This window comes from Hymenobacter negativus, assembly GCF_017571495.1.
GTDB lineage: Bacteria > Bacteroidota > Bacteroidia > Cytophagales > Hymenobacteraceae > Hymenobacter > Hymenobacter negativus.
In genome coordinates, this window is sequence record NZ_JAGETZ010000022.1 from 64,280 (window position 1) to 76,627 (window position 12,348).

10 protein-coding genes are annotated in these 12,348 nt (G+C 58.4%); 4 read left to right on the plus strand and 6 right to left on the minus strand.

What is annotated here, in order from left to right; genetic code table 11:
* Positions 1-61 precede the first annotated feature (61 nt).
* A complete protein-coding gene (locus J4E00_RS27845; RefSeq protein WP_208178636.1) occupies positions 62-1,735 on the plus strand; it encodes a histidine kinase in 1,674 nt (557 codons plus the stop codon).
* A complete protein-coding gene (locus tag J4E00_RS27850; protein ID WP_208178637.1) occupies positions 1,732-2,436 on the plus strand; it encodes a LytR/AlgR family response regulator transcription factor in 705 nt (234 codons plus the stop codon). The genes J4E00_RS27845 and J4E00_RS27850 overlap by 4 nt, the downstream gene beginning before the upstream one ends.
* Positions 2,437-2,496: 60 nt before the next feature.
* Here the strand turns inward: J4E00_RS27850 and J4E00_RS27855 are convergent, their stop codons facing one another.
* The 4 genes from J4E00_RS27855 to J4E00_RS27870 form a co-directional block, all read right to left on the minus strand.
* Complete coding sequence (locus J4E00_RS27855; protein WP_208178638.1) at positions 2,497-3,045, minus strand: hypothetical protein; 549 nt, start codon at positions 3,043-3,045, stop codon at positions 2,497-2,499.
* Entirely contained in the window at positions 3,045-4,337 is a 1,293-nt protein-coding gene (locus J4E00_RS27860) for an AAA family ATPase (protein WP_208178639.1), read from the minus strand. The genes J4E00_RS27855 and J4E00_RS27860 overlap by 1 nt, the downstream gene beginning before the upstream one ends.
* A gap of 96 nt (positions 4,338-4,433) precedes the next feature.
* A complete protein-coding gene (locus J4E00_RS27865) occupies positions 4,434-7,256 on the minus strand; it encodes a bifunctional transaldolase/phosoglucose isomerase (RefSeq protein ID WP_208178640.1) in 2,823 nt (940 codons plus the stop codon).
* Between the two features lie 93 nt (positions 7,257-7,349).
* Positions 7,350-8,351 (minus strand): hypothetical protein, encoded by a 1,002-nt coding sequence (locus J4E00_RS27870; RefSeq protein WP_208178641.1) that lies wholly within the window; start codon positions 8,349-8,351, stop codon positions 7,350-7,352.
* Positions 8,352-8,446: 95 nt separating this feature from the next.
* Here J4E00_RS27870 and J4E00_RS27875 point away from each other — a divergent pair, with 95 nt between their 5' ends.
* Positions 8,447-9,214, plus strand: a complete 768-nt coding sequence (locus J4E00_RS27875; protein WP_208178642.1) for an alpha/beta fold hydrolase — start codon at positions 8,447-8,449, stop codon at positions 9,212-9,214.
* A 234-nt stretch (positions 9,215-9,448) separates the two neighbouring features.
* Here the strand turns inward: J4E00_RS27875 and J4E00_RS27885 are convergent, their stop codons facing one another.
* Positions 9,449-9,709: a hypothetical protein gene (locus tag J4E00_RS27885; RefSeq protein ID WP_208178644.1), complete on the minus strand. Its 261-nt coding sequence runs from the start codon at positions 9,707-9,709 to the stop codon at positions 9,449-9,451.
* Positions 9,710-10,169: 460 nt separating this feature from the next.
* On the opposite strand from J4E00_RS27885, the gene J4E00_RS27890 reads away from it, so the two are divergent.
* Positions 10,170-11,024 carry a hypothetical protein gene (locus J4E00_RS27890; protein ID WP_236050289.1) on the plus strand — a complete coding sequence of 285 codons (855 nt, stop codon included), beginning with the start codon at positions 10,170-10,172 and terminating at the stop codon, positions 11,022-11,024.
* A gap of 80 nt (positions 11,025-11,104) precedes the next feature.
* Here J4E00_RS27890 and J4E00_RS27895 read toward each other — a convergent pair whose 3' ends face one another.
* A complete protein-coding gene (locus J4E00_RS27895) occupies positions 11,105-12,322 on the minus strand; it encodes a DUF1501 domain-containing protein (protein ID WP_208178645.1) in 1,218 nt (405 codons plus the stop codon).
* Positions 12,323-12,348 lie beyond the last annotated feature (26 nt).

Below are 12,348 nucleotides of genomic sequence, written 5' to 3' on the forward strand. Positions count from 1 at the left end.
ACGGCTCTACGACCTCGTGAACAGCAGGGAAGCGCCGTTTGATGCCTTCTACCTTTACATCATGGCCCGCCTCCTGTTCTTTTGTGTGTTCCTGCTCGCCCTGACATCCTGCAAATCGGAGGTGCGCTACGAGGAAGCCGACGCCGTGTACCGAACCGGCGACGACCCGCGCTGGGTCACCCCGCAGTACGACGACGCTGGCTGGAAACCGGAGCGTGGCCCCACGGGCAGCCAGGTGTTCTGGGTTCGCAACTGGGTCATCCTTGCCCAGCGCAACCCCAAAATACCGCTGGGCTTGCAGGTCGGCACTTTCGGGGCATTTGAAGTCTATTGGGACGGCGTTCTCATTGGCCAAAACGGAGAGCTAGCCACCCGCCAGCGGACGGAAGTGCCCGGTACGGAGAGCAGTAGCTACTTGGTTCCGGACTCGCTGGCAAAGCCCGGCCGCCACCTTGTGGCCCTCCGCAGCACCCAGGCCTACCTGAACCACGAGGAGCGTGGCACCGCCATCCGGCTCGAAAGCTACCCGCGGCTGCTGCGGGCCCCGCTCATCGTCATGTCGTTCATGAACCTGATGGCCGGGGCCTTCCTCATCGCGGCCATCTACTACCTGTTTCTGTTCAGCAGCGGCAGCCGGAAAGAGCCGGCTATTCTGGTATTCAGCATCATCTGCTTGCTGTTTTTCGCCCTGCTGATTGCCGAATACATCAAGTTCTACGTCGTTATTCCCTACCCGCGATTCTACCTCCGGCTGGAGGTTATTGGCTGGCTCACCTTTGCCATTTCCCTGCTGGTGCCGCTCTATTTCGCCATCCAGTTCGGGTTTAAGCGCAAAGGGCTACTAACGGGCCTGATGCTAGCCGTGCTCATCGGTATTTACCTCATCAATTTCAACCACTACGACCTCACCGCCATGCGCCTGAGCTACGCCATGTGGCTGGCCTCTGTGGCGGTGGTAGCGGCGGCCACGGTGCAGCAGGCCAGGGGCGGGGGCGTGGTGCTGGCCGGGCTGCTGGCCAGCGCGGTGGTCAATTACTTTCTGGTGTATGACTTCGGCCTGTTCATCTGCTTCACGCTCATTGTACTGTGCATGCTCTACCTGCACGCCATCCGGGTGCGGGCCATGGAAAACGAGCGTCAGGCGGCCCTGCTGCTCTCGTCGCGGCTGAAGCTGGAACTGCTGAAGAAGAACATCCAGCCCCATTTCATCAAGAATACGCTCACGTCCATGCTCGATTGGGTGGAGGAAGCGCCCAAGGAAGGCGCGGTTTTCATCCAGGCGCTGGCCCGGGAGTTCGACATCCTCAACGACATGGCCGAGGCCACGCTCATCCCTGTTGGCCAGGAAATTGAGCTGTGCCGCCACCATTTGCAGGTGATGGAGTTCCGTAAGGAAATTGGCTACGAGCTGCAAACCACCGGCATCGACCCCACCGACCTGATGCCGCCGGCCATTTTCCACACCGTGCTCGAAAATGGCATCACCCACAGCCTGCCCCCGCTCGATGGCCGCATCGTGTTCAAGCTTCACTTCGAGCACCGCGGCCGTCACAAGCGCTACACCCTGCTCACCTGCGCCCGCAACCGCCCCGAATCCGGCAATGGCAAGCCTAGCACTGGTTTTCACTACATTGAAGCCCGCCTTCGGGAAAGCTTTGGCAGCAACTGGGAATTCTGCTCCGAAGCCGTACCGGAAGGCTGGCTTACCACCATCAACATAGGCCCGGCCGCATGAAGATTCTGATTGTTGAAGACGAGGCCCGCATTGCCCGGCGGCTGGAGCGCATGACGCACGACTATTTTGGCCCGCAGCTGGCCAGCCTTAGCAGCTGCGAATCCCTGCCCACGGCCTTGCACGCCCTCACCACCGCCGCGCCCGACCTGCTCCTGCTCGACCTGAACCTGAACGGCCAAGACGGCTTCGACCTGCTGAAAAGCGTTGCGGCTGGGGCCTTCCACACCATCATCATTTCCGCCTACACCGATAAGGCCATTACCGCTTTCGCCTACGGCGTGCTCGATTTCGTGCCCAAGCCCTTCACCGAGGAGCGCCTCGCCCAAGCCTTCGCCCGCCTAACCGCCGCTACCCCAGCCCGCAAGCCTGAAAGCGCCCTCCAGTTCCTCGCCGTGAAGAAGCAAGGCAGCCTCTCGCTGATTGACATCAAGGACATCCGCTACATCAAGGGCGCGGGCATCTACGCGGAGCTGCATCTGCAAAACGGCAAAAAAGAGCTGCACGACAAATCCCTGGAAAAGCTGGCGCAGCTGCTGCCAGGCTCCTTCAAGCGCATCCACAAGTCCTACCTCGTGCCCATCGCACAAGCCGAAAAAATCATCGTGCAGGAAGGCAGCAGCTACCAGCTCCTGTTGAAAAACGGCGAGCTCATTCCCATCGGCCGCTCCCGGTACAAGGAACTGAGGAGCAAAATGGGGTGACTTGGTTACTTGGCGCCAAAAAAATCCCCCGTAGCAGTTTCTGCGAGGGACTTTTTAATTTCAGAGAGTTACTTCGTTTGAGGCATAAAAATCTACCAAGCTTCTGGTTTCAGCATTAATGAGTGCTGACAGATTTTGCAAGGTGGTGGTAGGAGCAGGGATGATTGGTTGGAAACCAACGTGGGCATAGGCTTCTACACCCTGCGTAGTGATGAAACCATCGGCCTCAAAGGACTTGATGCTGGCAATTAATTGCTCGGCGGCTTCTTCCAGGCGTTTTGTCTGGCGGGTGTCTTCTTCGCGCTCACGGTCGGGTGGCCGCAGCTTGAACTCCACAAAGGCAATTTTATCATTCGTATAAAAAGCGCAGTCGCAGCGCTTGGGTTTGTTGGCTCCTTGGCCAATGAGGCATTTGTCGATGGCGATAAGGGTTACAGAACGGCGCTCTTCTGCGTGCACGGTAAAATGCCGCTCCTCATCGTAGGCTTCAACTGCCCATCTGACGCAGCCATTGGTGGGGTCTTCGTAGTGGCTGCTTCCGGTGGGGCAGACCTGTACACAGTTCCTCTGGCGGCAATGGGTGTACTGCTGTTCTATGGCGCGCTGCATTACACTGCTTGTTGCTTTTGCAGCCGGAGCAGCTTGCGGAAACTATCCGAAATATCCCCGGACACCGCATCCAGCTCATTGCTGCCAATCAGGTGCGTGCGGTCGTCGGTGATGGGCTTCACAGTGCCATCGGCCACGTAGTAGGCGGCAAACTCTTCCGGGTTCAGCCAGCAGGCACGCGGTACAATCTTGTCAATTTCATCGGCCAACTCCGGCCGTTGCTGGGCCACTTTGTAAGCCTCAAGCAGCAAGTTGCAGCTTGACAAAATGTAGGGGCTGTGCGTAGTAATGGTCAGGTCATTTTCGCCCTTGGTGCATTTCTCCACCAGCCAGTTCAGCAGCCCTTGCTGGGCCGTGGGGTAGAGGTTTAGTTCCGGTTCCTCAATGATGAAGCTCTGCGCCTGCTCCGTATTGCGGCTCAGATGCTCCAGCAGCACCAGCAGCGGCGTGACGGACTGGATGCCGCTGGCTGTTTCGAGAAGCATTAATGATTCTTCGCGTTCAGGTATTGTAATTCGGTCCCGGCCATCAATATGCAGGTATTTGACATTAAGAAAAGGAATATCTAATTCAGGAACGTCTTTTCTTGATAACGAAAAACTATTCGCAAAATCTAGCAGAAGTTTAGGCAGCCCTATATCATCTCTAAGCAACCCGGCCCATGAGTATTCTAATGCTGATAAAAAGATTCTTTCACTAGGGATATAATGGCAGCCTGAGGGTACCAATGCCTTAAAATATAAGGTGTTGAAATAAACTTCCCTTTCTCTTACTGATTCTAAAGCCTTAATTAAAGCTTTTCTTTTTAATGACAATTCTGATGTCTTTGTGCTGAGTGAATTATCGTCAATATGCTCAGGGTTGCTTGTAACTAATCTTTTTGCTTCTTCAATTTCTTTGGCTAAGTGCTCGGCCGCATTTAACTGCTCTGTCAATTCTTGCATCTTATGCCCTATATCATTAGCAGTATCAGCATGCTCTTTTGTTAAGGCCACAAAAATGTCAAAACGCTCATCTTTATATTCTACATTGCCTAAGCCATTTGTATAGCGGAAATAAGTTTCTTTTAAAATGAAGTTGTTTATAGCATATTTCTTAAATGCATCTATACTCACTTTTTCAGAAACTCGCTCATTATCTTTAAAGCTTGTCTCTGTTTTCATTATCGCCGCCAGCTTCGCCAGCGTGCTCTTCCCGCCGCCGGTCGGCCCAATGAAAACGGTGACGCGCTTGAAGTCCACGGTGGCGTCTTTGATGGGGCCGAAATTCTTGACAACTAGCTGCTCGTTCATGGGATTCTCAACAAAGGGACGGGCCCAAAAGTAACACGCGGCGGCCCCCGTTGCCGGGAACCGCCGCGTGGCAATTGATAGCCGAAGCTACGGGGGTTATTTCAGCTCCAGCGCGGCCAGCATGGTTTTCAGGCCGGCCTCGGCGTCGTTGCCGAGGTTCACGCGGAGGGTGCGGCGGCCGTTGTCGTGCAGGGCCTGCAAGTCGCCCAGGGCCTGGGCATTCTTGAAGGTGCCGAAGGTGTAGGAACGGCCGGGCAGCGGCAGGTCCTGCGGGTTGTCGTCGGTGAACTGGATGAACAGACCGGTGTTGGGGCCGCCCTTGTGGTACTGGCCGGTGCTGTGCAGGAAGCGCGGACCGTAGCCCGACGTGGTAGCAATGTGTAGCGCTTGTTGCACGCGCTGACGCAACTCCAGCAGGCTGGCGCTCACGGCGGGCGTTTCGGTCAGGTAGGCTTGCAGGCAGAGGAAATCGCCGGGGCGGGCTTGGGCGAAGAAGGCTTTCAGCACGCCGCTGGCGCCGTCGCCGTGGGCGGCGGTGTAGTAGTCTACGCCGTTTTCGCTGGCGGCGGGGGCTTCGGTTTCCGGTAGTTTGCCGTCGGCTTCCACGGCCTTCATCAGCTTGTCGGTGGCCGTTTTGGCAGCTTGCACGTTGGGCTGGTCGAAGGGGTTGATGCCGAACACGGCGCCGGCCACGGCCGTGGCCATTTCCCAGCGGAAGAACTCCTGGCCGAGGTCGAAGGCGTCCTTCATCAGCAGGGTGATGACGGGGTGGCCGGCCTGTTTCAGGGCTTCGAGCTTGCTGGCGTCGGCCTCGTCGGCCTGGTCCTTGTAGCCCACGTACACGAAAATGCGGTCCGAACCGTAAATGCCGGGCTCGCCTAGCGGCTCGCCGGCCACGGGCAGCAGGCCTTTGCCTTCCTTGCCGGTGCTTTCGGCGATGAGCTGCTCCAGCCACAGGCCGAGGTCGTGCAGGGCATCGGGCACCACGATGGTCAGCTTGTCGTGGCCCTGCTGGGCGAGCACGCCCAGTGCCGCGCCGAACTCCAGGCCGGGGTTTTTGTCGGTGGCACCGTAGGCTCCGCAGGCACGCATCATTAATATTGCCCGCTCCAGAATCTCACCGATGGGCAGGCCGTAGAGGGCCGCCGGCACCAGGCCGAAGTAGGTGAGGGCCGAGAAGCGCCCACCCACCTCGGGGAAGTTCAGGAAGATGTGGCGGTAGTTGGCGTTGGTGGCGTCGGTCACGAACTTAGAGCCCGGGTCGGTGATGGCTACGAAGTTTTCGCCGGCCTTGTCGCCCTTAATCTCCTTCACCTTGGCGTAGAAATAGTCGCCGAAGGCCAGCGGTTCGGCCGTGGTGCCGGATTTGCTGGCCACGATGAACAGCGTATCAGCCAGCGGCACGGACGCTTCAATCTCGCGCACGGTGCCGGGGTCGGTGGTGTCGAGCACCGAGATGGGCAGGCCGTTTTCGCCTTGCGGGAACGACGACTTGAACACGATGGGGGCCATGGTGCTGCCGCCCATGCCCATCACCACCACGTGCTTAAAGCCGGCGGTTTTTACCTCGTTCACGAAGGTTTCGATTTTCGGCACAGCCTCCACCATCGTTTCGGCCACGCGCAGCCAGCCCATGAAGCTGCGGATGCTGTCCTGCCCGGCGGCGTCCTGCACCCACAAATCGGCCTGCTTGTTCCAGAAACCGGGCACAAAATCCTTGCCCTTCAACTCCTGAATCTTGGCATCGACGGGCACCTGGAACTGGCCCAGCTCAAATTTGGCGTCGTCCACCTGCTCGCCTACGGCCAGCGCGCGCTTCTTCTCAATAGACTCCATCAGCTTGGCGAAAGGCTCCTTGAATTTCTTGGCGCCGTCTTCTTCCAGGAACTGCGTGCGCTCGTCCAGGTCGATGCCCAAGCCAGGCAGGGCAGCCAGCACCTCTTTCACCTTGTCGAGGTTGTCTTCAAGGGTGACGGCAGCTTTGCCTTCCTTACCAAACAGGTCGAGGGTTTCGACGGGCACAGTGTTCACCGTTTTCGGGCCGATGAGGCCGTTAACGTACTTCAGGTTGTCGTACTTGGGGTTTTTGTTGCCGGTGCTGGCCCACAGCAGGCGCTGGCTTTCGGCGCCTTTGGCCTTGAGCGCTTCCCAGCGCGGACCCGAGAAAATCTCCTTATATATCTGGTAGGCCTGCTTGGCGCTGGCCAGGGCCACTTCGCCCACCAGCCCTTCGGCCACTTTGCCTTTTTCGCCGCCTTCGGCCGCGATTTTTTCCAGTACGGGGTCAATCAGCACGTCGATGCGGCTGAGGAAGAAGCTGGCCACCGAGTCGATGCGCTCCAGGGGCTTGCCGGCGGCGGCGCGGTCTTCGAGGCCCGCGAGGAAGGCTTCCGTCACGAGGCGGTAGCGCTCCAGGCCGAAAATCAGGGTCACGTTCACGTTCACGCCTTCCGAGATGAGGCGGCGGATGGCGGGCAGGCCTTCGAGCGTGGCCGGCACCTTAATCATCACGTTGGGGCGGTCCACCGCTTTCCACAGGCGCAAGCCCTCTTCGATGGTGCCCTCGGTGTCGTTCACCAGTTCCGGCGATACTTCGAGGCTCACGTAGCCGTCCGAGCTGTTGTCGGCGCTGTCGTAGAGCGGGCGGAAGAGGTCGGTAGCGGCCTGCACGTCGGCAATGGCCAGGCTGGTGTAAATTTCGTCGGTGGTTTTGCCTTGCAGCGCCAGCGCCTTGATGGCCGAATCGTAGTCGGCCGTATCGCCGATGGACTTGGCAAAAATGGCCGGGTTCGAGGTCACGCCGCGCAGGGCTTCTTCCTTGATGCGGTGCTGCAACTTGCCGTCAATCAGAATCGGGCGGCTGATAAAGTCCAGCCACAGGCTTTGGTCGAACTGACGGATATAGAGGAGAGGGTTCATAGAAGAGGGTTGTAGTACGATGTTTTGGTGGGCCAAAGGTCTGGAAAGAACCGCTTTGTTGGTCGTTAGTTGGGATGAAATTGCCGCGAAGAATCAAAAGCCCGCTACCGGAACCGATGCCGATACGGCCGGCCCCTCGCAGCGCCGCTTGAGCACGGCCAGAATGCGGCCTTGGATTTCACTCATTACGTAGCCCGTCCACAAACCGGCGTACCAATTGAGGTGGGTGCTGAGGCGCTGCCGGCTGTGCAGCACCAGCCGCGTGCGGCCGGGGCCGGCGGGTTGCAGCTCGTAGGTGCCGCGCAGCACGTCGAAAAACCGGCCGCCCACAATCACGTGCTCATCAAAGGTGGTGGGCGGAATGGTGGCGGTATTGGGCACAATACTGAACGACAGGCGCTGCAATGGCACCCATTCGTCCACGGTTTCGATGAATTCCACGCCGCGCTCGAAGGTGGCGTGGCGCACGCTGCCCACGCCCTCGTGGGTGAGGGTGGCCTCTACCGGGCGCGGAAACCCGATGTCGTCAATCAGGCTATGGCCCAAATCCTGCGCTTGAATAGGAGCTACCCGGATGATGTGTTGCCAGACCACGGCGGCCGGAGCGTTTATCTCAATCGTGTTTTCGACGCGCCGGAAGTCGTCGGGATTATTGAACTGGTTTTCGAGCGGCGCGGCGAGGAAGGGCAGGAGGGCGAAGGCGGCCACGACGAGGGTTTTGTCCGTTTGGTCAGGCCTAGGGTCGGCAATTGTGGAATACAGCACTGCGCCGAGGGTCGACATTACCAGAAAGAGCGGGAAGATAATGATGACGCAAATCATGCCTTCGAGATGGAAAAGCAGGGCTGCACACAGAAAGGTCATCACCGTCCAAAAGGGAGCCCACACTATGCGCCGCATGGAATTTCTATTGTCGGGCGTGAAGTGAGCGGAAATAGCTCCAATACCAGTCGGGATGCCTAATAGAAAGGCCCAACTGAGCAAGCCGTTCTCAGGCAGCATGCCATTGACGAAGAAGAAGTGGGCAAATAGCGAATAGGCCAGCCCCAGGCAAAGGGCCAGCAGAAAGGGGTAACGCGTCCGTGCAATCTTCATGAGTAGTTTTGATGAAACTGAAACGCGGGCCTCGGGCGGCCGGAAGCTGCTTCCGAAACCGCCACGCCCAATCGTTTCGCAAGGTACCTGCCCGCATGACTCCCGCCTCCACGCCGCCCACCATCGTTTTCCTCCACGGTTTTGCCGAAAGCCGCGAAGTCTGGACCGATTTCACCCGCCCTTTTCCCGCTGACTACCGCCTGCTAACGCCCAACCTCCCAGGCCACGGCACCAATCTGGCGCCTGTGCCCGACTTCTCGATGGAGGCCCAGGCCCGCCACGTCATCGACTACCTCAACCAAAAGGGCTGCCCCGACCCGGTGCTGCTGGTGTGCCACAGCATGGGCGGCTACGTGGCGCTGGCCCTGGCTGAGCGCTGGCCCCAGCGAGTGGCCGGCCTGGCCCTCATCAACTCCACGGCCCTGCCCGATACCGACGAGAAGCGCCAGAACCGCGAGAAGAACATCGGTTTCGTGGAGAAGTATGGCGTGGGCAAGTTCATGGAATCGTTCGTGCGCCCACTTTTCGCGCCCATCAACCGCGACCGGCTGACCGAGGCCCGTGGTCTGCTCGAAGAAATCGGCAAGGCAACCCCCGAAAGCACCATCACCGGCGCGCTGCGCGGCATGGCCGCCCGCCCCGAGCGCACCCAGCTGCTTCGCAAAGCTGCTTTCCCGGTGCTGATGGTGGCCGGCAAACACGACGTAGCCGTGCATTTTGAGGACGCCGTGCGGCAGGCCGCCATGCCGCCCATCGGCTCGGCGCTGTTTCTGGAGGGCAGCGGGCACCTCTCGTACCTGGAGCAGCCCGAGGCCACACGCCGGGCAGTACTGGCGCTGGCCGAGGCGGTGTTTGGGCGGTAGGTGGGGGCGCTGCTGCTGCTATCCCATAATAAAAAGCCCGGCCTCGTGATGAGGCCGGGCTTTTTAATTGCGAACTGTTAGGGGCCAGGCCGAATGTGCAGGCCGGTGTCCGCCCATGCCCATACCAGCGGAATTGTTGTCAACAGCGCGGATTTGGGCGTACCAATTGGTGAGGAAATACACCAGCAGAAACACCAGCCCAGGGCCACAAACAGGTTGCAGGCCGTCCCATTTTCATTGGTAAAACCAAACAGCCAGGGAGAGGCGATGAACATCAAGCCGCTCACCAACTCCAGCTTGCCGTGGGTAGGGAACGGAATAAGGCGCGCCCAGTGGCATATTGGTGAGCAGCGAAATAACCAGGTAGCCGGCGGCCAGCACATAACACACCGTGGCATAAGTGCCCTGCAGGTTGAGCAGCGAAGGTGCCAGCGCCAGAAACGCACAGGTGCCGTAGTCGAGCACACCGTGCAGGGTGGGGGATATAGCTTTCATAATGGGGAAGAAATAGGAGTGGAAGGATAACTTTTTATGGCCCCTATTTGCGAAATGATATTGTCGAGGTGGAGAAAAGGCCATTGCCTCGGCCGTAGCGCCTGTGGTGGACGCGTTGGATGTGAACGGTTTGAAAAATGGCTTTTCTGCCCCCACACGGAGTTGGGATGGCGTATGGCGCAGGCAACGTGCGCTGGCTAGCCAGGGCTGTAGCGGCTACTTCAGCTAGCGGCGGAGCCCAGCCATCGGGCACCACCTCCCAGAAGCCGGGGCCGGGTGGGCAAGCGCAGAAATCACCCCATTCAACAGCTGAGCTAAAACTTTTTTCGGACTTATTCGGGCCCTGGCCGCCAAGCAGAACGGTATTGGTCAATTAAGCTAAACAATTAGCTGACTTGCGACTTACCTTCGCGCACTTTTTATGGTTGCGTTTATTCGCTTTATTAAATATTCATCCTCAATGAGGTCTTTTTTACTATTGTCGGGCCTGATGCTGGGCCTTGCCGGGTCACTGATTGCCCAGCCAATTGTTCCGCTTGTTGACCCTGCCACGCCACCCGCAACATCCGGTACGGCTCCGGTTCCAGCCGAGTTAAAACCCCACGGCAGCCTCTATTTTAGTTGGGGCTACAACCGCGACTGGTACACGCGCAGCGACATCCGTTTCAAAAACACCACCACCGATAATTACGACTTCACTTTCCTGCGCGCGCATGCCAGCGACAAACCCGATTTCAAGGACTTCTGGCGTTTCAATTCCTGGACCATCCCGCAGTACGACATGACGCTGGGCTACCTCTTCCACGACAAGCATAACCTTGGCATCGAAGTGAGTTGGAACCACCTCAAGTACGTGGTCGACGACAACCAGATGATTCATGTGCGGGGTAACATCCGGGGACATTACATCGACAAGGACACGCTGGTGGACCCCGATTTCGTGCACCTCCAGCACACCAACGGCAACAACTACCTCATGGTGAACCTGGTGAAGCACAAGGTGCTCTGGGACCGCCACCATTTCAAAGTGAGCGCTGTGGGCAAAGTGGGAGTTGGACCCATGATTTCCTACACCATTTCCACCGTACTCGGCAACCACCAGGAGGGACCTTTCCACTACCACGGCATGGTGGTTGGCAGCAGTGTGGGCCTGAAAGCGGACATTCTGCGCTATTTCTTCTTGCAAACTGACATTCAGGGCGCCTGGGCCAACTACACGAACACCTACTTAGGCGACGACCGGGTGGGCCGGGCCACGCACAACTTCGGGTCGCTGCAAGCCATCTGGGCCTTCGGGTTTAATGTGCCACTGTAGCCGCTTCGTTTTAATGCGAAATGCGGAATGAAGAGCTGATAGCCAGTTCTTCATTCCGCATTTCGCATTAAAACGAAGCGTTAAACCAATCCACTCATTCGCTCAAAGCCGGTACCGAGGATGGCAGTGTCATCGGCTCCGAGCCAGTCTTTGAGGACGTTGGCGTAGATGCTGCGGAAGTCAACCTGGTGGCGCAGGTCGCCCTGGTCAAGGTTTACGAGGTCGGGGGCGTCGTTGATGACGCCTTTTTTCTGGAGGGCACCACCGGCCAGAAACACGTTGTTGGCCGTGCCGTGGTCGGTGCCGTTGCTGGCGTTCTGACCTACACGCCGGCCAAATTCGCTGAATACCAGCACCAGCGTGTTGTTCCATTGGTCGTGCTGGCGCAGGTCGTCGGCCAGCGCCGCAAGGCCGTCGCCAAGGTCGGTAAAGAGGCGCTGCTGCTGCTCGTGCTGCCGCACGTGGGTATCGAAACCCGATAGCGCCAGGTAGTACACGCGCGACTCCACACCGGAGTTAATCAGCTCGGCGGTAGTTTTTAGGTTCTTGCCAAAGTCGGAGTTGGGGTACGTCACGGCCGACTTATAAATTTTCGACTTGTCGTACAGGTAGTCGGCTGAGGAAGCGGTTTCGGCCAGCGTCTTGTAGAGGTAGTCAACCTGGTCGTGGTGCTCGGGTGTGGTTTCCTTGCTGACCTTCGACAGGAAGCGGTTCTGGGTAATCTGGTGGAATTTGTCCGGATTCTTGAAGGCGAGGCCTTTGCGCTGACCACCTTTCAGGGCCAAGCTCAGTGTGTCGTCGATTTCCAGCGCGTTGTAGGGCCGCTGGCAATCGGGGCAGCTCGAATCGAGGTAACGGCCCAGCCAGCCGGTACTCACCACTTGGTCAGAGCCCGAGCCGGACTGCCAGATATCCATCGAGCGGAAGTGCGAACGGTCGGGATTGGGATAACCGACGGAATTCAGCACGGCCAGCTGGCCTTGGTCATACAAGCCTTTCAGGCCTTTCAGCGCGGGGTGCAGGCCCATGTCCTTTTCCAGCGCCAGAATGCCGTCCGTTTCCTTGATGCCGAGCGTAGGTCGGACTTTGTAATACAGGTCGTTGCGATAAGGCACGACGGTGTTTAGGCCATCGTTGCCCCCGCTGAGCTGTACCACGATGAGGCGTCGTGCCCCCACCGCATCGCGCAGCTGGGTCAGGCCGGGGCCCCGGTCCAGAGCATGGAGAAACTTGGGCACCAGTAGCAACGTGCTGGCCAAAGCAGAGGTGCGAAGAAACTCGCGGCGGGTGGAAGCCATAAATGAGAGCGGAAAGGAGTGGAAAG

Coding starts and splice junctions, on each gene's coding strand:
- J4E00_RS27860 (WP_208178639.1), bottom strand. CDS start 4,337: ATGAACGAGCAGCTAGTTGTCAAGAATTTCGGCCCCATCAAAGACGCC.
- J4E00_RS27875 (WP_208178642.1), top strand. CDS start 8,447: ATGACTCCCGCCTCCACGCCGCCCACCATCGTTTTCCTCCACGGTTTT.
- J4E00_RS27890 (WP_236050289.1), top strand. CDS start 10,170: ATGAGGTCTTTTTTACTATTGTCGGGCCTGATGCTGGGCCTTGCCGGG.
- J4E00_RS27870 (WP_208178641.1), bottom strand. CDS start 8,351: ATGAAGATTGCACGGACGCGTTACCCCTTTCTGCTGGCCCTTTGCCTG.
- J4E00_RS27855 (WP_208178638.1), bottom strand. CDS start 3,045: ATGCAGCGCGCCATAGAACAGCAGTACACCCATTGCCGCCAGAGGAAC.
- J4E00_RS27850 (WP_208178637.1), top strand. CDS start 1,732: ATGAAGATTCTGATTGTTGAAGACGAGGCCCGCATTGCCCGGCGGCTG.
- J4E00_RS27895 (WP_208178645.1), bottom strand. CDS start 12,322: ATGGCTTCCACCCGCCGCGAGTTTCTTCGCACCTCTGCTTTGGCCAGC.
- J4E00_RS27885 (WP_208178644.1), bottom strand. CDS start 9,709: ATGAAAGCTATATCCCCCACCCTGCACGGTGTGCTCGACTACGGCACC.
- J4E00_RS27865 (WP_208178640.1), bottom strand. CDS start 7,256: ATGAACCCTCTCCTCTATATCCGTCAGTTCGACCAAAGCCTGTGGCTG.
- J4E00_RS27845 (WP_208178636.1), top strand. CDS start 62: ATGGCCCGCCTCCTGTTCTTTTGTGTGTTCCTGCTCGCCCTGACATCC.